This is a genomic window from Streptomyces sp. NPDC051677 (genome assembly GCF_044453465.1).
In the GTDB taxonomy this organism is placed as follows: Bacteria; Actinomycetota; Actinomycetes; order Streptomycetales; family Streptomycetaceae; genus Streptomyces.
Genome location: NZ_JBITCT010000008.1, coordinates 81,597 through 102,397 on the forward strand (window position 1 = coordinate 81,597; position 20,801 = coordinate 102,397).

At 71.3% G+C, this 20,801-nt stretch carries 17 protein-coding genes; 9 read left to right on the top strand and 8 right to left on the bottom strand.

Going from position 1 to position 20,801, the window contains the following annotated elements; all coding sequences use genetic code 11:
- Positions 1–7: 7 nt before the first annotated feature.
- Positions 8–439 (top strand): MarR family winged helix-turn-helix transcriptional regulator, encoded by a 432-nt coding sequence (locus ACIBAF_RS11715; RefSeq protein WP_399463163.1) that lies wholly within the window; start codon positions 8–10, stop codon positions 437–439.
- Here ACIBAF_RS11715 and ACIBAF_RS11720 read toward each other — a convergent pair.
- On the bottom strand, positions 423–1,655 hold the full coding sequence (locus tag ACIBAF_RS11720; RefSeq protein WP_399463006.1) for an MFS transporter: 1,233 nt from the start codon (positions 1,653–1,655) through the stop codon (positions 423–425). The two genes, ACIBAF_RS11715 and ACIBAF_RS11720, sit on opposite strands and share 17 nt — an antisense overlap.
- Before the next feature lie 97 nt (positions 1,656–1,752).
- Here ACIBAF_RS11720 and ACIBAF_RS11725 point away from each other — a divergent pair, with 97 nt between their 5' ends.
- Entirely contained in the window at positions 1,753–2,748 is a 996-nt protein-coding gene (locus ACIBAF_RS11725) for an ArsR family transcriptional regulator (RefSeq protein ID WP_399463007.1), read from the top strand.
- 55 nt (positions 2,749–2,803) lie between these two features.
- The gene (locus ACIBAF_RS11730; protein ID WP_399463008.1) at positions 2,804–3,307 is read left to right on the top strand and encodes a glutathione peroxidase; all 504 of its coding nucleotides are present in this window, start codon (positions 2,804–2,806) and stop codon (positions 3,305–3,307) included.
- A 151-nt stretch (positions 3,308–3,458) separates the two neighbouring features.
- On the opposite strand, the gene ACIBAF_RS11735 is transcribed toward ACIBAF_RS11730, so the two are convergent.
- The 3 genes from ACIBAF_RS11735 to ACIBAF_RS11745 all read right to left on the bottom strand — a co-directional run bounded on the left by ACIBAF_RS11735 (position 3,459) and on the right by ACIBAF_RS11745 (position 5,806).
- Complete coding sequence (locus tag ACIBAF_RS11735) at positions 3,459–3,650, bottom strand: DUF397 domain-containing protein (RefSeq protein ID WP_399463009.1); 192 nt, start codon at positions 3,648–3,650, stop codon at positions 3,459–3,461.
- Between the two features lie 186 nt (positions 3,651–3,836).
- Positions 3,837–4,694, bottom strand: coding sequence for a helix-turn-helix domain-containing protein (locus ACIBAF_RS11740; protein ID WP_399463010.1), 858 nt, complete (start codon positions 4,692–4,694; stop codon positions 3,837–3,839).
- Positions 4,695–5,050: 356 nt separating this feature from the next.
- Positions 5,051–5,806: a GPP34 family phosphoprotein gene (locus ACIBAF_RS11745; protein WP_079661643.1), complete on the bottom strand. Its 756-nt coding sequence runs from the start codon at positions 5,804–5,806 to the stop codon at positions 5,051–5,053.
- A gap of 238 nt (positions 5,807–6,044) precedes the next feature.
- On the opposite strand from ACIBAF_RS11745, the gene ACIBAF_RS11750 reads away from it, so the two are divergent.
- Together ACIBAF_RS11750 and ACIBAF_RS11755 are read left to right on the top strand one after the other, a co-directional pair.
- Positions 6,045–8,981, top strand: a complete 2,937-nt coding sequence (locus ACIBAF_RS11750; RefSeq protein ID WP_399463011.1) for a D-alanyl-D-alanine carboxypeptidase — start codon at positions 6,045–6,047, stop codon at positions 8,979–8,981.
- Between the two features lie 170 nt (positions 8,982–9,151).
- Positions 9,152–11,161 carry an MFS transporter gene (locus tag ACIBAF_RS11755; protein ID WP_399463012.1) on the top strand — a complete coding sequence of 670 codons (2,010 nt, stop codon included), beginning with the start codon at positions 9,152–9,154 and terminating at the stop codon, positions 11,159–11,161.
- A 65-nt stretch (positions 11,162–11,226) separates the two neighbouring features.
- On the opposite strand, the gene ACIBAF_RS11760 is transcribed toward ACIBAF_RS11755, so the two are convergent.
- Positions 11,227–12,066: a hypothetical protein gene (locus ACIBAF_RS11760; RefSeq protein ID WP_399463013.1), complete on the bottom strand. Its 840-nt coding sequence runs from the start codon at positions 12,064–12,066 to the stop codon at positions 11,227–11,229.
- Positions 12,067–12,146: 80 nt separating this feature from the next.
- On the opposite strand from ACIBAF_RS11760, the gene ACIBAF_RS11765 reads away from it, so the two are divergent.
- The gene (locus tag ACIBAF_RS11765; RefSeq protein ID WP_399463014.1) at positions 12,147–12,932 is read left to right on the top strand and encodes an SDR family oxidoreductase; all 786 of its coding nucleotides are present in this window, start codon (positions 12,147–12,149) and stop codon (positions 12,930–12,932) included.
- Positions 12,933–13,069: 137 nt separating this feature from the next.
- A complete protein-coding gene (locus ACIBAF_RS11770; protein WP_399463015.1) occupies positions 13,070–14,641 on the top strand; it encodes a sodium:solute symporter family protein in 1,572 nt (523 codons plus the stop codon).
- 59 nt (positions 14,642–14,700) lie between these two features.
- Here ACIBAF_RS11770 and ACIBAF_RS11775 read toward each other — a convergent pair whose 3' ends face one another.
- Positions 14,701–15,819 carry an ADP-ribosylglycohydrolase family protein gene (locus ACIBAF_RS11775; RefSeq protein WP_399463016.1) on the bottom strand — a complete coding sequence of 373 codons (1,119 nt, stop codon included), beginning with the start codon at positions 15,817–15,819 and terminating at the stop codon, positions 14,701–14,703.
- A 129-nt stretch (positions 15,820–15,948) separates the two neighbouring features.
- Between ACIBAF_RS11775 and ACIBAF_RS11780 the strand changes: the two genes are divergently transcribed.
- Positions 15,949–16,470, top strand: a complete 522-nt coding sequence (locus ACIBAF_RS11780) for a DUF2165 domain-containing protein (RefSeq protein WP_399463017.1) — start codon at positions 15,949–15,951, stop codon at positions 16,468–16,470.
- Between the two features lie 58 nt (positions 16,471–16,528).
- Here the strand turns inward: ACIBAF_RS11780 and ACIBAF_RS11785 are convergent, their stop codons facing one another.
- Together ACIBAF_RS11785 and ACIBAF_RS11790 are read right to left on the bottom strand one after the other, a co-directional pair.
- Positions 16,529–17,113 carry a hypothetical protein gene (locus ACIBAF_RS11785; RefSeq protein ID WP_399463018.1) on the bottom strand — a complete coding sequence of 195 codons (585 nt, stop codon included), beginning with the start codon at positions 17,111–17,113 and terminating at the stop codon, positions 16,529–16,531.
- Between the two features lie 99 nt (positions 17,114–17,212).
- Positions 17,213–19,816, bottom strand: coding sequence for a bifunctional FO biosynthesis protein CofGH (locus tag ACIBAF_RS11790; protein WP_399463019.1), 2,604 nt, complete (start codon positions 19,814–19,816; stop codon positions 17,213–17,215).
- 239 nt (positions 19,817–20,055) lie between these two features.
- On the opposite strand from ACIBAF_RS11790, the gene ACIBAF_RS11795 reads away from it, so the two are divergent.
- Positions 20,056–20,766 (top strand): hypothetical protein, encoded by a 711-nt coding sequence (locus tag ACIBAF_RS11795; protein ID WP_399463020.1) that lies wholly within the window; start codon positions 20,056–20,058, stop codon positions 20,764–20,766.
- The last annotated feature ends 35 nt before the right edge of the window (positions 20,767–20,801 follow it).

The following is a 20,801-nucleotide window of genomic DNA, read 5'->3' on the forward strand; positions in this document are numbered from 1 at the left end:
TGAACAGATGGGGGTCGTGTCCGCGTTGGCGCGGTCGGCGTTCCTCGTGAACGCCGTTTACGCCGAGTCGAGCCGGGTCCACGGCATCACTCCGCAGCAGGGCCAGTTGCTGTGCGTGCTGATGCCGCAGCCGTACGGCATGAGTGAGCTCGGCGAGATGCTCGGGCTCGCCAAGTCGAGCCTGACGGGGCTCGTGGACCGGACGGTCCAGCGCGGCCTGGTGCGCCGCGAGCCCGACCCGCGGGACGGGCGGGCGGTACGCGTCGGACTCACCGAGAAGGGCAACCGGCTCGCGCACGGGTTCTACGACGAGACGTGCCACCGCATCGAGAACCTGCCCTCGGGCCTGACCGCGAACGAGCGCGACCAGCTGACCGCGCTCCTCGCCCGCGTCGTCCTCGACAACAAGGTCCCAGCGGTCTTCACCGACGACGCCTAGAACTCGCCCAGAGCCTTTCCCCCTGCTGGGCGGGCTCGTTCGGCGTGCGGACCGCGTTCGTTCGCGCGGCGAGCTTCAACGTCACGGTCACCGCGATCGACATGAGCGCCATCGCCGTCATCGCCGTGGCCGGTGAGGTGAGTTGGGCGGCCGTGCCCGCCAGGGCCGCGCTCACGCCCTGCATCGTCAGCATGCCGGACGAGTGCAACCCCAGGGCGTGGCCGCTGAGTTCGGGCGGGGTGAGAGCCATCAGCCGCTCCTGCTGGATCAGGCTCGCGCCGAACCCGACGGAGGCGAGACCGGCGCAGGCCGCGGCGAGCGGACGGGCGGGGTGCAGGGCGAAGACGACGTAGGGGGTGGCGAGGAGCAGCAGGAACGGGGTGGCCAGGCGGGGGCGCAGCAACGGCGGGAGGAGGCGGCCCACGGTCACGTCGCCGATCAGCATGCCCAGCGCCGCGCAGGCGAACAGCAGGCCCGCCGCGCCGGGGTCGTAGGACACGAAGAGCGCCTCGCAGCCGACGACCAGGCCGTTGGGGATCCACAGGCCCAGGAAGGTGAGGCGGCGGGGCCGGGAGGACCACAGGACGGCGTTCGTGCGCCGGGTCTCGGCCGCCGAGGGACGGCCGACGGCGCGCGGCGGGCGGCCGGTCAGCCCGAGGCGGGCGGCCAGGGCGGAGGTCGCGTAGAGCAGGACGGCGAGGAGAAGCACCGGTCGCGGGGAGAGGGCGGTCACCAGGGCGCCGCCGGCGGCGTATCCGGCGATCTGCATGAGCCCGCTCATCATGTTGAAGAGCGAACGCCCGGGCAGATAGCCGTCCTTGGTGAGGATCTCGTTCAGCAGACCCCAGCGGACGCCGCCGCCGAGCGAGGCGATCAGCCCTTGGACGAGGACGACGGCGAAGACCCCCCACACCGGCAGCCCGGGCAGGGCGAGGACGGCCGTCGCGGCGGCGAATCCCACCGAGAGGCCGGTCAGCGTCCGCCGCGGGGGAAGCCGGTCGGCGCCCGAGAGGAGGAACGTGGCGCCCAGCACCTGGGCGAGCGACGGGCCGAACATGCTCACCGCCGACAGCAACGGGGAGTCGGTGGCCCGGTAGACGAGGGTGCCGAGGGCGAGTCCGCTCACCGTCTGGGCGGCGGTGTGGGCGGCGGAGGAGAGGAAAAGAGGGGTGAACTCGGGGACGCGGAAGAGCTGTCGGTACGGGTATCCGGTCATGGCCGGAGTCTGGGGCGGGTCGGGGAGGGGCGGTTATTGTTTCGCGGGGGCGCGAAACGTCCATCGTGGCCGCGCCTGCACGGGGGGGCGGACGGTCATGGGCTGGTGGCAGGTGAACGCGGACACTCTGGCCCGCAGCCGGTTCGTGCTCTCGCCGCTCGCCGAGACCTTCGCGAGCCTGAAGCTGCTGCACGCGGGCGTGGGCACGCATCCCGGCGAGCACGGCTGGCTGCACGACCATCTCCCCGGCTACCGCGCCGTGCTCGCGGCCGACCCGGTGACCGCGCTGCTCGTGCGGGCCGGGCTGGGGCGGCACTGGATCGCCGACTTCCTCACGCCCACGCCGAGGGACGGCGAGAGTTTCGAGGAGGGCGTGGACCGGGTCCGGGCGGCCCGTCCGGCGGACGTCCGCGACCATCTGCGGATGTCCCTGGCCGGCCCGCTGCCCGCCGCCCTGGACCGCGACGACCTGCCCGAGCGGGCGGCCGCGCTGCTGGAGCACGTGTGGGAGGCGGGCGTACGGCCGTACTGGGAGCGGCGGCGGCGCGTCCTGGAGGCCGACGTCGTGGCGCGGACCGCGCAGGTCAGCAGGGGCGGGTGGGCCGCTGTGCTGGACTCCCTGCGGCCGGGGACGCGGTGGCTCGGCGAGAGTCGGTTTCAGGTCAACCTGCATGAGTATCCGCCCCGCGAGATCTCCGGGGCCGAGCTGGTGTTCGTACCGGTCACCCCGAAGGCCGGGTGGGTGTCGTGGGAGGGTCGGGAGCGGTACGCCGTCGTCTACCCCTGTGCGGGGGCGCTCGCCGAGGACCACCGGGAGCGGGCCCGTGCCGCGCCGGCCGCGCTGAGCGCGCTGCTGGGGCCCGCGCGGGCGACGGTCCTCGTCCTCCTCGGCGCGGGCCCCCTGAGCACCACCCAACTGGTGGCCGTGACCGGCCAGGGCCTCGGCTCGGTGGGCCGCCACCTGCGCGTGCTGCTGGACGCGGGCCTGGTCCGACGTCATCGCGCGGGCCGCTCGGTGCTGTACTCCCGCACGGCGGCCGGCGACGCGGTGGCGAGAGCGGCCGGGGCACTCGGGCGGGGGCCGGAATCGTAAGCGGGGGAAGCCCCCGGAAGGGGTGGGGTCACTTTGCGGGGTTAGCATCCGGAGCATGACTACTGATGCCGGTACTTCTCCCCTCGATGTCCAGATCGGCGCCCTCAAGGGCGGTTCCGCGGAGCTCTCGCAGTACGCGGGCAAGGCTGTGCTGGTGGTGAACGTGGCCTCCAAGTGCGGCCTGACCCCGCAGTACACCGGCCTGGAGAAGCTCCAGGAGCGGTACGCCGACCAGGGCTTCACGGTCCTCGGCGTGCCCTGCAACCAGTTCCTCGGGCAGGAGCCCGGCAGCGCCGAGGAGATCGCCGAGTTCTGTTCCGCCACCTACGGCGTGTCCTTCCCGCTGACCGAGAAGGTCGAGGTCAACGGGGAGGGCCGGCACCCGCTGTACGAGCGTCTCGTCGGGTTCGCGGACGGTGAGGGCCACGACGGCGACATCCGCTGGAACTTCGAGAAGTTCCTGATCGGCCGGGACGGCTCCGTCGTCGCCCGCTTCTCCCCGCAGACCGAGCCTGAGGCCGCCGAGGTCGTCGCGGCCATCGAGGGCCAGCTGGGCTGACCGGGCTGACCGGGCCGGCATCCGCGGAGCCGGCATCCCCGGGAACAGCACCGGGCCCTCTCGGCTAGGACGGCGAGCTGGACGAGAGGGCCCGTGGGTGGTTCTTGTGCAGTTGTATCGGTGACGGTCGAGCGTCGGGAAGTCCTCTGCCCTACGCCTTGACCGATGCCACGAAGTCGCTCCACGCGTCGGCGGGGAAGACCAGGTTCGGACCGTCCTGGACCTTGGAGTCCCGGACGAACATGGCCTGGACCACCGGCGACTTGACCTCGACGCACGCACCGTTGCCCGTGGAGTACGAAGACTTGGTCCACGACTGTGCGCTGCCCTGACGAATTGCCATTTTTGCTCCGGAGTGCAGTTGTTGAGTTGCTGTCATCGCGCCAACCTTGTTGCTCGATGGCGTGATCGACGCTACTCGCCAACATCGACTGACGAAGCGACTATTCACTCGACCGGATGACATATTCCATTGGAAACTTCCATCCGGACGAGAGGAGGCGTACAATGCGGCCCCGTTACGGGTCTGTCAGGGCACGTACTTCTTCGCGATGTCGGCGATGAACTGGCGCGACTGGTCCACGTTCAGGGCCTGGGCACGCAGATGCTCGTACATCACGCTGTACTTCTGCACGTCGTTCGGCTTCTCCAGATAGAGGTCGCTCGTGACGCCCTCGATGTAGACGACGCTGGAGTCGGCCGTGTCCGGGAACTCCAGGATCGCGTACTGGCCGTTCAGACCCGGATGCGCGCCCATCTCGAAGGGGATCACCTGCACGGTGACATGCGGCAACTGTGACTGCTCCACGAGGTGTTCGAGCTGTTCCCGCATGAGCTCACGGCTGCCGACGACCCTGCGGAGCGCCGACTCGTCCATGACGCTCCACAGCCGCAGCGGGTTCTCGCCGGAGGAGACACGTTCCTGCCGACGCATGCGCACCTGCACACGCTTCTCGACCTCCGTGTGCGCGGTCTCCGGCAGCGCGCCCGAGATCAGCGCCTCCGCGTACTGACGGGTCTGCAACAGCCCGGGCACGACCTGCGGGTCGTACACGCGCAGGCTCGCCGCGTCCGTCTCCAGGCCGATGTAGACGCTGTAGGGGACATCGCCGAAAGCGTGCCACCAGCCCTGCTGACGGGAGTCCTTGGCCATCTCCATCAGCGAGTCGACCATCCGCTGGTCCTCGACCTCGTACACCCCGCACAGGTCACGGACGTCACGCTGACTGATGCTGCGCCGGCCGTTCTCCAGCCGGCTGATCTTCGACTGGGACACCAGCAGGCGCTCGGCGACCTCTTCGGCCGTCATGCCCTTGAGCTCGCGGAGCCGACGCAGCTCCTGGCCCAGCCGGCGTCGCCTGACAGTGGGATTGACATTGGACGCCACGGGACGTGCACCTCCGGCTGCGTGCCTGTAACCAACACTTTGTGTATCTGCTGCTGAGCAGACTGCCACCAAGGTGCTTTCTACCGCTGGAAAACGGTGGATATGCGGCCGGTACACGCCAGTTCGGGTCGCCCCCCGAAGGATGCGGGGCAAAGCCGGAGAACCGCCGACGCGTTCGCGGCATGCGTCCGCGCGGGGCGGCGGGACACTGGTCCCTCCACCCCGCGCGGGCCGCGGCGGCTCCCGAACGGGTCTTACGTCCACCGGGACTTACGTCACACGTGCTGCGTCTTGCGTTGTACGTCCTGCGGCTTGCGGCTTGCGACTACGACCTGCGTGCGTCGTGGGACTGCGGCTCAGTGGGCCACGACACGCGCCATGGAACCTCGGTGCGGCTGCGCCGGAACGCCACGGGCCGGCTCCGGAGCGGGCCTGGCCCCCGGTCCTGCCTGACGGCCGGCGGGCGCCTGCTGCCGACGCGGCTGTGCGGCCGCGCCGTTCTGGACGTCCATCACGGCGTGCGCCACGAGGCCGCCCATCGGGTCGTGCCTGATCAGGTCCCGCAGCCGGGAGCGGGACGAGCGTCCCTCGTTCCCCGGATACAGGTGCTTGCCGAGGCCGACCGCGTGCGCCAGTGCGGCGAGCGCCGCGGTCCGCGGGTCCGGCGGTACGCCGGTGCGGATCGCGGAGTCCAGCCGGGCCCTGATCTCCCGGCTGATGTCGTTGTCCGTCGCCTGGTAGCGAGTCGTCGGCAGCACTCCGCACATCTGGCCCGCGACGGCGGTAACCATGCCGCAGCGTTCCAGATGCGAGAGGTAGGTCTGGCGCAGCCCGAGACGCGGCCCGCCGATCCAGTGGACGGCACGCACAGGAGCGCCGCGCCTTCGCAGCAACTCCAACGCGCAGTCCAAAGTCGGATCTCCAGTCGGCCGTGGTGCCACCACGGCGATACGATCCCCGTCAGGGGCTATCCGTCCGGCCAGCGCCAGCTCCACTAGCTGCGCTCCGGCCAGACCGAGGTCGAGCGACTGCGGCTGTGCGGTGGTACCCGTGGTCGGGTCCAACGCCAGCAGCAACAACTCTTCCGGAAGAGTTCTGCGGCTCATGCCCATCCATGCCTCCCCGCGTGGATGAATGACAGGGTGACCCCTCTCACATTGGTCTGTCGAGGGTGCGTGACCTGTTTGTAGTGGAACCAGTAGGTATGTCGTTCTCGTCTACCGCAGGAGCCAAGCCCTCTACACAGGACACTGGTACATGGTTCGGACAACGCCGCGAGGCGGGTTCAGGGCGGGCGGTTCACGGTTCGGCAGGCGCGCGGACGGCGTGCGGCACATGGAGGAGGCATCGGTGGCGGGCGAGTCCCCCGACAGGTCGAAGCAGCGCGAGTCGTCGGCAGAACCGACGTCGGGGAGCGCGGGTGCGGTTCCCGACCCGCGGGTCGCGGCGTCCACGCCCCGAGGCGGCGTGGACACGGCGACCCGGGTCTTCTCGGTACGAGACCTGAAAACCGAAACCCCCGAGGAACCCGCAGCCGCGGAAACCCCGGAGGAACCCGCAGCCGGGGAAACCCGCGAGGAACCCACCGCGTCCGGCGCCGCCGAGGACGCCACCGCCTCCGGCACGGCCGAGCAGCCCGGCGAGACCGGCTCTCCGGACCAGCCGGACACCCCCCGCTCCGCCGACGAACCCGACGAGGCCGGGAAGCCCGCGGGAGCAAGCGCGGCCGGGAAGGCCACGGGGACGGCGGGGCCCGAGAGTTCCAGCGAGGACGAGATCGAGGACGCCGTGAGCGCCACGGGGTCGACGGAGACCGGGAAGCCCGCGAAGGTCGGCGCACCCCGGACTGCTGCCCGGACCGCCGAGACCGAGGCCGCCGACGAGACCGAGGACGACAACGCCGCCGGCGACACGGCCGAGGCCGGGGCGACCGACGATGTCGCGGAGTCGGCGAAGGCCGGGGCCTCCAGGACCGCCGCGCGGGACGGTGAGCCCGCCGAGGCCGGTGCCGTCGGCACGACCGGGACTGCCGCGCAGGATGGCGAGGCCGCGGAGGCCGGTGCTGCCGCGTCGGGCCGCGCGGGCGCTGGTGTCCCTGAGGGCCCGGAGGGTGCTTCGGAGCGCTCCAAGGGTGTCGAGGCGGGCCCGGGGGACTCTGAGGCGGCCGGGGGCGGTGACGAGCGTCTGCGGGCGGCTGTGGCCCAGTGGGTGGCCTCGGCGGACGAGAAGGGCTCAGCCGCGGACACGGCGGACCAGGAGAGCTCAGCCGACGACACCGCGGACCAGAAGAGCTCAGCCGCGGACACCGCGAGCGCCGGTGGCGGGGCGAAGGAACGTTCCGAGAGTGACGCCGGGGCGGCCGAGGCCAAGCCCGACTCCCAGACCGCGCCCAAGCCTGTCTCCCAGCCCGCGTCCGAGTCGGACTCCAAGCCCGACTCCCAGCCCGTGGCCAAGTCGGACTCCAAGCCCGTGGCCAAGTCCGCGCCCAAGTGGGCGGCGGGCGCGGACGAAGGCGAGGGCGACGACCCCGGGTCGGGCGCGGACGAGGGTGAGGGCGACGAAGCCGGGGCGGAGAAGGACCGTGCTGCCGACGGGGCGGCCGTCGATCAGCCGACCGCCGTCTTCAAGGCGCCGCGGCCCAAGCCCGCCGTCGACCAGCCGACGACCATGCTGAAGCTGGGCGGCGCCACCAAGCCCAAGCCGGACGCGGACAAGGGCGACGCCGACGCCGAGCCGGGGGCTGCCACCAAGCCCACGCCGGACACGGACCAGGGCGACGCCGATGCCGATGCCGAGCCGGGGGCTGCCACCAAGCCCACGCCGGGCGCGGACCAGGGCGACGCCGAGCCGGAGGCCGACGCGCCTGCCGAGCGGACCAGCAAGTTCGTCGCGCTGAAGCCGCTCGACGAGCCTCGGCCGCTGAAGCCCGCCGCCAAGGCGTCGCCGGAGGTCACCGCTCTCGTCCCGCAGATCGGTCCCGAGCGCACCACGCAGCAGCCGCTGCCGCCGAAGCCGCCGCTGGACCTGCTGGCCGAGCTGACGAACACCCCGCCGCCCCCGCCGACCCCGCTGCGCACACTCGGCCGGCGGATCAAGATCTGGACGCCGCTGGTCCTCCTGCTGGTCGTGATCTTTGCGATCGCGCAGGCCGTGCGCCCGCTGCCGGCGACCGCGCTCACCCTCACCGCGAAGGCCTCCTACACCTTCGAGGGCGGCAAGACGCAGCTGCCGTGGCCGGGTGAGGGGCAGGGCTGGATGGACGCCGACGGCGTCGGCACGATGGGCAGCTTCGGCCAGCAGAAACCCGTGGCCATCGGCTCGGTCGCCAAGACCATGACCGCGTACATCATCCTCAAGGACCACCCGATGAAGGCCGGGGAGGAAGGCCCGAAGATCGAGATCGACGCGACGGCGGAGAAGGAGGGCGGCTACGACGTCACCGGCGACGAGTCGACGCTCAACACCGTCAAGGCCGGTGACCAGCTCACCGAGAAGCAGGCGCTGTCGGCCGTCCTGATCCCCTCCGCCAACAACATCGCGCGGCTGCTCGCGCGCTGGGACGCGGGCTCGGAGGCGGCGTTCGTGAAGAAGATGAACGCCACCGCCAAGGAGCTGGGCATGACCCGCACGACGTACACCGACCCCTCGGGCCTGAAGGAGACCACTGTCTCCACGGCCGAGGACCAGGTGAAGCTCGGCCGTGCGTTCGTGCAGGTCCCGGCGCTGGTCGCCATCTCCAGCGCGGCCAGCTGGACCGACCCGTCCGGCAAGTACTGGAACAACTACAACGAGCTGCCGTTCAAGATCGGCGCGATCGGCATCAAGACCGGCAGCACCACCGCGGCCGGCGGCAACCTGCTCTTCGCCTCCCGCAAGGTAGTCGACGGGAAGTCGGTGACCCTCGTCGGCGCGATCCTCGGCCAGCACAAGCAGAAGATCCTCGAAACGGTCAACGCGGTCAGCAAGACCGCGCTGCTCGCCGCCCAGGACGCGCTCACCTCGGCGAAGATCCTGAAGAAGGGCGACGTCGTCGGGTATGTGGACGACAAGCTGGGCGGCCACACGCCCGTCGTCATCACCAAGGACGTCTCGGCGGTCGGCTGGGCGGGCATGACGGTGAAGCTGTCCTTCGTCGCCGACGAGGTGCCGCACACCGCGAAGGCCGGCGCCCAGGTGGGCACGCTCACCGTCGGGGACGGCTCCGGCAGCGCGGTCAAGGTGCCGGTCGCCCTGCAGACGGACCTGGTCGAGCCGGGCTTCACGGACAAGCTGACCCGCATCAGCTGACCCGCGACCCCCGTACGCACGCTCCGTCACCCCGTCGGGCAGCCGCCCGGCGGGGTGCGTGCTAGCGTCGCGAAACGGGACACGTCGCCGCTCGCAAGGGCGCAGCCGTGAAGCGGACGCGAACGGGAAGCGGCCGGAAGCAGAAGACGGGACACGGGGAGTGCCTTCAGGTGGCCACTGCGGAGCCGACACGAGCCGACGACACCGGTCCGGGCCCGGACGCCGGCCCGCGGACCAAGGTGCCCGCACCCCAGTCGGGCGACCACGACCGTGACCCGGCCCCAGCCCGACCCCCAGCCCCAGCCCCAGCCCCAGCCACGGAGCCGGAGCCGGAGCCGGCGGCGCAATCCGCGGCGGAACCGGTGGTAGAGGTCGAGCAGGGGCCCGCCCCGGACGCCGCCCGTCGGACGTCCCGCGTGAGATCCGTCCTCGAACCGCTCCGCGCGTGGCTGCTGCGTCACCTCGTGCTGTCCATGACGGCGCTGTCCGGCGTCCTGCACCTCGTCTGGTTCTTCACCTTCGCGAACAGCGGCGGCGACCTCGCGGCGCAGGACGCGTGGGCCGAGTTCGTCGGCCGGCACCCCGACTCCGCGTACAACCTCGCCTGGTACGGCGGCATGCACCCGGTGTCGTACAGCATGGTGTCGCCGTATCTGATGTCCGTGCTCGGCGTCCGGACGACGATGATGATCGCCGGGACGATCTCGGCGGGCCTTCTCACTCTCATCCTGCTGCGCTGCCTCCCCCACTCTCGGCTTCGCTCGAGCGGGGGGACCCCCATGGTGAACAACCCGGTGTGGCCGGCGCTGGCCGGTGTCTTCGCCCTGCTGTGCAACGCCGCTTCCGGGCGGGTGACGTTCGGGCTCGGCAACATGTTCGCGCTGGCCGCGGTCGCCGTCGTGTTCTGCTGGCCGTACCGCTGGCGCTACAAGCGGTGGGCGAAGGCGCTGTGCGCCGCGCCGCTGGCCGCGCTCGCCACGATGGGCTCGCCGGTGGCGGGTCTGTTCGTGGGCATAGTCGCCGTCGCGCTGTTCCTGCAGAAGCGGCGGCCGGGCGCATGGGCCCTCGGGCTGGCCCCGACGGCCGTCGTCGCCGTCTCCGCGTTGCTGTTCCCGTTCTCCGGCACCCAGCCGATGTCCTTCGGCTCGGCGTCGCTGCCGCTGCTGTTCTCGGCGATCGTCTTCGCCGTCGTCCCGCGCGACTGGAAGACCGTGCGGATCACCGCGGCGGTGTACGGGCTCGGGGTGCTCGGGGTGTGGCTGATCAGTTCGCAGATCGGCTCCAACATCACGCGGCTGCCGATGCTGGTCTCGGGTGTGGTGCTTCTCGCGGCGCTGCCGTTCGCCGTGCCGCGCAGCCGCAAGTGGTACGTGATCGTGCTGTCGTCGCTGCTGTTCGTGGGCTGGATCGGCTTCAAGTCGGTGGACGACGTCGTGCGGACGACCCCGGCGGCCTCCTGGGCGCGTGAGCTGGCGCCGCTGGTCAACGAGTTGCAGGAGGTCGGTGCGGAGAAGGGGCGGGTGGAGGTCGTCCCGGCCCGCTCGCACCGCGAGGCGTCCGCGCTCGCGCCGTACGTCAACCTCGCCCGGGGCTGGAACCGGCAGGCCGACATGGAGCGCAACCCGCTCTTCTACGACGACACCCTGAACTCCGCGAACTACCACGAGTGGCTACAGCGGTGGGCCGTGCACTTCGTCGTCGTCCCCAAGGAGGCGCTGGACGGCGACGGGGGCGAGCGGGAGCGGCAGCTGGTGCAGCGGGGGCTGCCGTATCTGGAGCAGATCTGGGGCGACGCCAACTGGCAGCTGTTCAAGGTCACCGACCCGGCGTCGCTCGCCGAGCCGAACGCGGTCGTGCAGCGCGCCGAGCAGGGCGAGATGACGATCGACGTGAAGAAGGCCGGGCGGATCCTGATCCGGATCCCGTACTCGCCGTGGCTGAGCATCGTCGACGCGCAGGGCAAGAGCCTGAAGCCCCCGCAGGAGACGCAGGAGTCCAAGGACCGGTCCGACGGGGAGCCGAAGACGTACGACAACGTCAACGGATGCCTGTTCGAGACGGAGGAGGACGCGGAGGGCGACAAGTGGACGATGCTCGTCGCTCCGCGTGCCGGTGTGTATCGACTTGCCGCGCCCTACCAGCTGCGCCGGGGTACGCCCTGCCCCGACGCGTTGAAGTGACCCTGCGCTGATCCGGGCCTCGTCCTCAAGCGGCGGACGGGCTGGAGTTGGCGACCTGTGCGTGGTCAGCGCAGGTCGGCCACGTATCTGTCCGTGCCCGGCACCGTCGGTATGAAGGGCGCGGCCAGTTCCACCCGCCCCAGCCCCGACTCCCCGACCGCTTCCCCCAGGTCGGCGAAGTGCTGTTGCCAGCAGTCCCTGGGGTCGCTCTCCAGGAACCAGAGCAGGGTCAGGCGGGTGTCGACGCCCTCGACCTGTTTGACGTAGGTCATGCGGTCGCCGGGGAGGGGGGTGGGGCGGAAGACGGTGACCATGGCCGTCGGGGAGGCCGCCGCCCGCTCGGGGAGGTGGCGGGCGCGCAGCCACTGGAGGAGTTCGGCGCGCTGCTCGGCCGAGTCGGTGTCGATGACTTCCAGGACCAGGCCCGCGTACGGGTGGTCGAGGGCGTGGAAGTCGCGGGGACCGGCGGCGCCGTCGCGGTAGACGGTGCTCTCGTGGTCCTGGAACGCGGTGAAGACGTGGGTGCGGTCCTGGTAGACGCGGGCGTCCCGGTTGAGGCGCTTGTTGATGGCGACCGTCCACTTCATGTGGTCGTCGTAGCGGCCGTCGGTGATCCAGTAGGTGGAGAGGTAGCAGCCGGCGGTGACGGGCTGGGCGATCGCCGACTTCTCCGGGTGGCGCAGCAGCTGGAGGTCGCGGGTCGCCACCCATCGCCGGCCCGAGTACATCCAGGGCATCGCCATCGCGCCGGCGTAGTAGTGGTCGTCCTCGTACCAGCGGTTGTAGGCGTACTCGTGGCCGGGGTGCGGTTCGACCATGGTGATGAGCGCATGGCCGGGCCGGACTCCGTACGGTCCCACGGCGGCCAGTTCGGCGTAGGTCTCGCTGCGGGTCTCCTCGCTCACGTTGTTCCCCTTCCGTCCTTCTGCGGTGGCCCATACTCTGACGCTCCGTCAGATGATGCGCCAGGGTCAGGGAGGTTCCGATGTCACTGCTCAGCGGCAAGACCGTCGTCGTCTCGGGAGTCGGCGCCGGGCTCGGGCACCAGGTCGCCGCCGCGGTCGTACGGGACGGCGGGAACGTCGTGCTGGGGGCGCGGACCGAGGCGAACCTCGCCAAGAGCGCGGCCGAGCTCGACCCGGAGGGGGCGCGGACGGCGTACCGGGTCACCGACATCACCGACGAGGGGAGTTGCGAGGCGCTGGCGGGGCTGGCGCGGGAGCGGTTCGGGGGGATCGACGCGGTGGTGCAGGTGGCGGCCTGGGACTCCTATTTCGGCGGGGTCGAGGACGCCGACTTCGCGACCTGGCAGTCGGTGCTGGACGTGAATCTGCTGGGCAGCCTGAGGATGACGCGGGCGTGTCTGCCCGCGCTGAAGGCGAGGGGCGGGGCGGTGGTGTTCATCGGGACGCAGTCCGCGGTCGCGGCGCCCTCACAGGTGCGGCAGGCGGCGTACGCGGCCTCCAAGGGGGCGCTGACCAGCGCCATGTACTCGCTGGCGCGGGAGCTGGGGCCGCACCGGATCCGGGTCAACACCGTGCTGCCGGGATGGATGTGGGGGCCGCCGGTGCAGGCGTACGTGCAGTTCACCGCGGTGACGGAGGGAGTGGCGGAGGAGGAGGTGCTGGGGCGGCTCACCGGACGGATGGCGCTGCCCGAGCTGGCCACGGACGGGGATGTGGCCGACGCGGCGGTGTTCCTGGCGTCGGATCGGGCGCGGGCGATCACGGGACAGTCGTTGCTGGTCAACGCCGGGGAGCTGATGCGGTGAGTTCATGTAGGTGAACGCAGGCCACTATGTCGAATACCTTTACCTCCCTTTGACCTTACGGTTACTTGTCGTGTTCACGCAGCAGCGCACACGATGAGCGCCGGGCTGAACACGGTCTGACTCCTGGGAGGGCGCACATGAACGGTCTCGACTGGGCCGTGCTCATCGGCTACTTCGGCGTGATGGTGGCCATCGGCGTCTGGTCGCACAAACGCGTCGACGACGTCAGCGACTTCTTCACTGCCGGCGGCAAGATGCCCTGGTGGCTGTCCGGCATCTCGCACCACATGTCGGGCTACAGCGCGGTGATGTTCACCGGCTACGCGGGCATCGCCTACACCTACGGCGTCACCTCCTTCGTCACCTGGTCCTTCCCCATCGCCCTCGGCATCGCCATCGGTTCGAAGCTCTTCGCGCCCCGCATCAACCGGCTCCGCTCGCGACTCCATGTGGCCTCCCCGCTGGAGTACCTGAAGAACCGCTACGACCTCAAGACGCAGCAGGCGCTCGCCTGGTCCGGGATGCTGCTGAAGATCGTGGACGTCGGCGCGAAGTGGGCCGCCATCGCGACCCTGTTGTCCGTCTTCACCGGGATCTCCCTCAACCAGGGGATCCTCATCACCGGCGCGATCACCGCCGTCTACTGCACGATCGGCGGGCTGTGGGCGGACGCGCTGACCGAACTCGGCCAGTTCGTCATCCAGTTGCTGGCCGGCATCGCGATGTTCGTCGCCGTCGTGCTGAAGCTGAACGACAAGGGCATCGGCTTCCTCGACGCCTGGGACCAGCCCGCGCTCCAGGGTCACGACAAGCCCCTGGTCGGCCAGTACGGCACGGTGTTCCTGCTCGCGTTCCTCTTCATCAAGCTCTTCGAGTACAACGGCGGCATGCTCAACCAGGCCCAGCGGTACATGGCCACGGCCACCCCGAAGGAGGCCGAGCGCTCCGCGCGGCTGTCGGCGGTGCTGTGGCTGGTGTGGCCGGTGGTGCTGTTCTTCCCCATGTGGATGTCGCCGCTGCTGGTGACGTCGAAGAAGCCGGACGGCTCCGACTCCTACGGCCTGATGACCGAACAGCTGCTTCCGCACGGCCTGTTGGGCCTGGTCATCGTCGGCTTCTTCTCCCACACCATGGCCATGTGCTCGTCCGACGCCAACGCCATCGCCGCCGTCTTCACCCGGGACTGCGCGCCCGTGATCTCGGCCAGGGCACGTGAGTGGAACCAGCGGTCGGGGCTGATCGCGGCGCGTGTGACGACCGTCGTCTTCCTCGGGCTGTCCATGGCGGCGGCCACGCAGGTCAACTCGCCCGCCTTCAAGGACATCATCACGGTCGTCATCAAGTGGGTGGCCGGACTGATGGGCCCGATGGCGATCCCCATGATGCTGGGCCTGCTGCGCCCCTTCCGCCGCTCCGGTCCGACGGCCGCGCTGACCAGCTGGTCGATGGGTCTGCTGGCCTTCTGGCTGGTCAACTACCCGATCAACTGGAACGTCGACGGCGGAGTCCCGCTCCAGTACCAGGTGTCGATCCCGCTGGCCGTGTCGCTGGTCCTGTACATCCTCGTCGGTTTCCTCAAGCCCGAGGACACCCCGGAACGGCTCGCGATCATCGACCGGATCAACGGGGACGGCGACGGCGACGGCGACTCCGCGGGCGCGGCAGCCGTCGTCCCGGGCCCCCGGGACGCGGTGCCCGCGAAGGACTGACTCCCGACGGCTCCTGACCGCTCCCGACGGCTCCCGACCGCTTCCGGCCAGGACAGGTCCTAACTCCCCCTGGGATACCGGGCCAGCCAGCCCGGCGACGCCCCGGCGGGGTTGTGGAGGGCCGGGCCCTGGGTCATCTCCATGGCGAAGTCGTCGGCGAGTTCCAGGATCGTGGGACGGCCCTCCAGCTCGGCCAGCCAGGCCGGCGGGAGGGCCGTCTCGCCGTGCAGGGCGCCCAGGAGACCGCCTGCGACGGCGGCGGTCGGCGCGGAGGGGGCGCCGTGGTTCACGGCGAGCCGCAGCCCGTGCCGGACGTCCTCCGCGACGAGCGCGCAGTACACGGCGCCCGACAGCACCGCCTCCGCGGTCCCCTGTCCCGCGAGCTCCTCCACTCTCCCCGGCCCCGGCAACCCCTGCCGTACGGCGCCCAGCGCGCGCTGCAACGCCTCCGACACCGGCTCGTGGCCCGGCCGCGCGGCCAGCAGGGCGAGCGCCCGCTGCACCGCGCCGTCGAGACTCTCGCCCCGGGCCAGCGCATGCACGGTGACGGCGTACGCGCCCGCCGACAGGTACGCCGTCGGATGGCCGTGGGTCTGGGCCGCGCACTCGACGGCGAGCTGCGCGACGAGCTGCGGCTCCCAGCCGACCAGCAGCCCGAACGGCACCGACCGGGGGACGACCTCGGGTCCGGCCGCGCCGGGGCTCTTGGGCGAGTCGAGCGTCCCCATCACCTCGTCACCGAGCCCGAGCAGCAGCGTCCGGGTCGGCTCCCGCCGGGCGTACAGCCACTCCTCGCGCGCGAGCCAGCCGTCGTCCTTGCGCCGCAGGTCGGGCCCCCAGTCCCGCTGGGTGGCGGCCCAGCGCAGATACGCCCGGTGCAGATCGGTCGGCGGATGCCAGGCGCCGGTGTCGCGCCGGACCTGGGCGCGGATCAGACCGTCCACGGTGAACAGGGTCAGCTGGGTCAGATGCGTGACCGCTCCGCGCCGCCCGTGGGCGGGGGCCAGGTCCACGACGCCCTCGGGGCCGTGCGCCTGCCGGATCTCCTCGATCCCCAGCCCGTCGACGGGCGCCCCGAGCGCGTCCCCGAGCGCAGCGCCCAGCAGCGTGCCGCGCACCCGGCCGCGGAAGTCCTGCTGTTCGGCACGGCCCCAGACGGGCCCGGCAGTCGCACCCACCAAGTCCTCCCGGGCACCGTCCGTACGTACGACGTCCGTCACTGTAATCGAACAGCGCTCCGCCGCCGCGCCGTGCACGGGCTGTCCGGTGGAGGGGTGATGGAGACCTCGTGGGGTAAGGACACCGGCATGACCACCCCCACCTCACGTATCACGCACGCCACGCGTGCGTTGCCCCTCGCCGCGACGTTGCTCACCGGAACGGTCGCGCTCTACATGCTGCTCGTCGCCTTCGGGAACATCACCGACTTCGGCACCAACCAGCAGTTCGTGCAGCATGTGCTGGCGATGGACACGACGTTCAAGGACGACGACCTGATGTGGCGGGCGGTGACGAGCAAGGGGCTGCAGGACACCGCCTACGTCGCGATCATCGCGTGGGAGACCGTCGCCGGGCTGGTGCTGGCCGCCGGGACGTGGTTCTGGGCGCGCCAGGACCTCATACGCGCCCGCGCGCTGTCCACGTACGGGCTGCTCATGGTCATGCTGCTGTTCGGCGCCGGGTTCATCGCCATCGGCGGGGAGTGGTTCGCGATGTGGCAGTCGAAGACCTGGAACGGGCTGGACGCCGCGACCCGGGCGTTCCTGTTCAGCGGCGTCGTCCTCGTCGTCGACCACCTGCCCGTCGCACGGGACGACGCCCGCGCGTGAGCCTCCGGGCCCCAAGGCCCTTTTACTCGACGTACTCGACGTACTCGACCTACTCGACCTACTCGACGACCCTGACCTTCGTCCCCGTCTCGCCGAACGCCCACAGGGCCGTTCCGTCCGCCTTGGGCATCCGGATGCCGCCGGTCTTCGTGCCGGCGGCGGCCGGGGGCGGGGAGGAGCCGTCGACGGCGTTGGAGAAGGCGACGTTGACGCCCGACGTGGCGGAGAAGTAGACGACGTGCTCGATCGCCACGCCGTCGGAGCCCGTGACGGCGTCCCTGCGCAGCGACACCGTGTAGCTGCCGACGCCCGGGTCCACCGTGCCGGGCCAGACCGTGAACGTACGGCGGGCCGTGTCGTCGGCGTCGACGAGCCAGACCCGGTGCTGCCCCAGGGAGTACACGATCCGGCGCCCGGCGCCCGAAGCGGCGGGCACCGCGGCCGCCTTCGGGGTGGCCGACGGTTTCGGCGAGGCCGAGGGGCGGGCGCCCGCGGACGCCGAGGCGTTCGGGCGGCTCGCCGACGCCGTCGGGTGCGGGCCGTTCTCGGCCTGCGCCGTCAGCACGACGACCGCGGCGATCGCACCGACCGTCAGGCCGGTGACCCAGGCCCAGGAGGGAAGCCGTCGGGCAGGCACGGGCACGCATCTCCTCAGCTACGGGACCCCTCGGCCAGGAGGGGTCCGATCATCGTACTGTGGGGATCCTGTAGGGCTGTCCTGTTCCAAGTCCCCGGCGGGGTATCAGTCGAGCACCGGCAGCAGTTCCGGCAGGTGGCCGTCCGAGGCCGCCGCGGCGCGCTGACGTTCCTGAGGCACCTCGCCGTACAGCGTCGTGCGCGGTCGGGCCGGGCGACCCGCCGCGTCGGCCACCGCGATCAGGTCCTTCACGGACTTGTAGGAGCCGTACGACGAGCCCGCCATCCGGGAGATCGTCTCCTCCATCAGGGTGCCGCCCAGGTCGTTCGCCCCCGAGCGGAGCATCTCCGCCGCCCCCTCCGTGCCCAGTTTGACCCAGCTGGTCTGGATGTTGGGGATGTACGGGTGGAGGAGGAGGCGGGCCATCGCCGTCACCGCCCGGTTGTCGCGCATGGTCGGGCCGGGCCGGGAGATGCCGGCCAGGTACACCGGCGCATTGGTGTGGATGAAGGGGAGCGTGACGAACTCCGTGAAACCGCCGGTCTGTTGCTGGAGGCGGGCCAGGGTGCGCAGGTGGCCGAGCCAGTGCCGGGGCTGGTCGACGTGGCCGTACATCATCGTCGAGGACGACCGGATTCCGACCTCGTGCGCCGTCGTGACGACCTCGATCCAGGTGGCCGTCGGCAGCTTGCCCTTGGTGAGGACCCAGCGCACCTCGTCGTCGAGGATCTCGGCCGCCGTGCCCGGAATGGAGTCGAGACCCGCCTCCTTCGCCGCCGTCAGCCACTCGCGGATCGACATGCCGGTGCGGGTCGCGCCGTTGACGACCTCCATCGGCGAGAACGCGTGCACATGCATGCCGGGCACCCGGGACTTCACTGCCCGGGCGATGTCGAAGTACGCGGTGCCGGGCAGGTCCGGGTGGATGCCGCCCTGCATGCAGACCTCCACCGCGCCCAGCTCCCAGGCCTGTTGGGCACGGTCGGCGACCTGGTCGAGGGAGAGGGTGTACGCGTCGGCGTCGGTGCGGCGCTGGGCGAAGGCGCAGAACCGGCAGCCCGTGTAGCAGACGTTGGTGAAGTTGATGTTCCGCGTGACGATGTACGTGACGTCGTCGCCGACGGCCGCGCGGCGGACGTCGTCCGCGATGCGCGTCAGGGCGTCCAGCGCCGGGCCGTCCGCGTGCAGCAGGGCCAGGGCCTCGGCGTCGGTGAGCTTCGTGGGGTCGTCGGCGGCGGTCGCGAGGGCAGCCCGTACGTCGGTGTCGATGCGCTCCGGGACCATGCCGGGGGCGGCGGCCTCGCGCAGGGCGGCCCAGTCGCCGTACACCTCGTCGAAGTCGTCGCGGCGGTCGGCGGTGCGGCCCTCGGTGTCGATGGTGCGGTGCAGGTCCGTACGCCCGGACGGCACGAACACCTCCTCCGGCTCCTGCCACGGGCGGCCCTCGACGACGGCGTCCGGCACGGCGAGGCCGGTCTCCGGGTCGGCCAGCGCGCGGACGTGCGGGAGCAGCCGCGGGTCCAGCCAGGGCTCGCCGCGCCGCACGAACTCCGGGTACACGCAGAGACGTTCCCGCAGTTCGAAACCGGCCGCCGCGGACTTCTCGGCGAGTTCGTCGATCTGCGGCCAGGGGCGCTCGGGGTTGACGTGGTCGATGGTCAGCGGGGAGACCCCGCCCCAGTCGTCGATGCCCGCGCCGATGAGCCGGTCGTACTCGCTGTCGACCAGGTTGGGCGGGGCCTGGAGGCAGGCGCCCGGCCCCAGCAGGAGACGGGCCACAGCCACCGTCGCGACGAGCTCGTCGAGTTCCGCGTCCGGCATGCCGCGCATCGCGGTGTCCGGCTTGGCGCGGAAGTTCTGGATGATCAGCTCCTGGACGGAGTGGTAGGCGCGGGAGATCTTCCGGAGCGCGAACAGGGACTCCGCGCGCTCCTCGTACGTCTCGCCGATGCCGATCAGGATCCCGGAGGTGAAGGGGACGGAGGAACGGCCGGCGTCCTCCAGGACGCGCAGGCGGACGGCGGGCTCCTTGTCCGGGGAGCCGTGGTGCGGTCCGCCGGGCTCCGACCAGAGGCGGGTGGCCGTCGTCTCCAGCATCATGCCCATGCTGGGGGCGACGGGCTTCAGCCGCTGGAAGTCGGTCCAGGACATGACGCCCGGGTTGAGGTGCGGGAGCAGTCCCGTCTCCTCCAGGATGCGGATGGAGACGGCGCGGACGTAGGCGATGGTGTCGTCGTAGCCGTGTGCGTCGAGCCACTCCCTGGCCTCCGGCCAGCGCTCCTCCGGCTTGTCGCCGAGGGTGATGAGGGCTTCCTTGCAGCCGAGGGCGGCGCCGCGACGCGCGATGTCGAGCACCTCGTCGGGGGACATGAACATCCCGTGTCCGGCCCGACGCAGCTTGCCGGGGACGGTCACGAAGGTGCAGTAGTGGCACTTGTCCCGGCACAGCCGGGTGAGGGGGATGAAGACGCTCTTCGAGTACGTGATGACGCCGGGCCGGCCGGCCTCCGCCAGCCCGGCGTCCCGCACCCGGGCGGCCGACGCGGCGAGGTCGCTCAGCGCCTCACCGCGCGCCTGGAGCAGTACGGCCGCCTCGCCGACATCGAGGGCGACGCCGTCACGAGCCCGTTTGAGAGCGCGACGCATGGAGTTCTCGGTGGGGCCGGGGGTCGGGCCGGGGCCGGTTCCGGAGGTCGCGGAAGTCGTCATCCTTTGAGCATACGATCACGATTTCCAAATGTTCGTCCGCGGTCCGGGGCGGAACGGGGACGTTCCGACCCGGACGCCGACTGTCCGCCGGGAGTGGCCCGACACGCTTTCCGGCAGCCGGGTCCGGGACCCGGCGGCCAGAAGGGAACACGTGGGCCTGAGGCCTGAGTACGTGTACCCACCCCCCGTGTGCAGCCGCACCGATGCCCCGCGCACCCCGGCCGATCTACGGTCCCGTCATGCCCGAGGAGACCGCCCCCGCCGACACCGCCGCAGACGCCGCAGACGCCACGCCCACGACCCCCGCCGCTGTCCCGAAGCGCACCACCGCCGCGCAGGCCGTCGGGATCGGCTGCGCGGCACTGCTCGCCGTGCCGCTGCTCCTCGCGCTCGTCGTGGTCGTCTGGATCGCCGTGGTGACGAAGGACCCGTCGGACTTCCCGCGCGTCGCGCCCGAGGAGATGGCGAGCCGCGCGGTCGAGCGCTCCCAGGAGGCGTACGACGTCCTGGGGTTCACGCGCACCATCAAGCCGGGCGTCGAGAAGGTGGGCGTCTCGCCGGAGAACACGCTCGGCTCAAACTCCTGCTACCGGGGCGGCCTGACGGACGAGACGGTCGACGGCGCGTACCGCATGTACCACAGCTGGGCCCTCGACCACGTCCCCGCCGAGCAGGCGAGCGCCGGCCTGCGCCGACTGCGCGACCACCTCGAGGACACCGGCTGGGACATCACCTCGTACCGGGAGGACGTGTCCGGCGACTACTGGGACCTGTACGCCTCGCGCTCGGACGGGGACGAGCGGATGTCGTTCCAGTGGTTCGAGGACCGCGGCTACTTCACCGGCGGCGCCTCCACCCCCTGCGCCGTCGACCCCGCCTGGCGGCAGGGCGACGACGAACCCGCCGGGGACGGTCTGACCCCGCCCGACTTCGGACCGCGGACGTCCTAGAGGCAGGCGGCGGTCATATGGGCAGGCGGAGGTCC

Bases quoted from the DNA above. Each gene is read 5' to 3' on its own strand.
- ACIBAF_RS11715 (WP_399463163.1), top strand. From the start codon at position 8: ATGGGGGTCGTGTCCGCGTTGGCGCGGTCGGCGTTCCTCGTGAACGCC.
- ACIBAF_RS11795 (WP_399463020.1), top strand. From the start codon at position 20,056: ATGCCCGAGGAGACCGCCCCCGCCGACACCGCCGCAGACGCCGCAGAC.
- ACIBAF_RS11720 (WP_399463006.1), bottom strand. From the start codon at position 1,655: ATGACCGGATACCCGTACCGACAGCTCTTCCGCGTCCCCGAGTTCACC.
- ACIBAF_RS11745 (WP_079661643.1), bottom strand. From the start codon at position 5,806: ATGGGCATGAGCCGCAGAACTCTTCCGGAAGAGTTGTTGCTGCTGGCG.
- ACIBAF_RS11730 (WP_399463008.1), top strand. From the start codon at position 2,804: ATGACTACTGATGCCGGTACTTCTCCCCTCGATGTCCAGATCGGCGCC.
- ACIBAF_RS11725 (WP_399463007.1), top strand. From the start codon at position 1,753: ATGGGCTGGTGGCAGGTGAACGCGGACACTCTGGCCCGCAGCCGGTTC.
- ACIBAF_RS11735 (WP_399463009.1), bottom strand. From the start codon at position 3,650: ATGGCAATTCGTCAGGGCAGCGCACAGTCGTGGACCAAGTCTTCGTAC.
- ACIBAF_RS11780 (WP_399463017.1), top strand. From the start codon at position 15,949: ATGACCACCCCCACCTCACGTATCACGCACGCCACGCGTGCGTTGCCC.
- ACIBAF_RS11770 (WP_399463015.1), top strand. From the start codon at position 13,070: ATGAACGGTCTCGACTGGGCCGTGCTCATCGGCTACTTCGGCGTGATG.
- ACIBAF_RS11765 (WP_399463014.1), top strand. From the start codon at position 12,147: ATGTCACTGCTCAGCGGCAAGACCGTCGTCGTCTCGGGAGTCGGCGCC.
- ACIBAF_RS11790 (WP_399463019.1), bottom strand. From the start codon at position 19,816: ATGACGACTTCCGCGACCTCCGGAACCGGCCCCGGCCCGACCCCCGGC.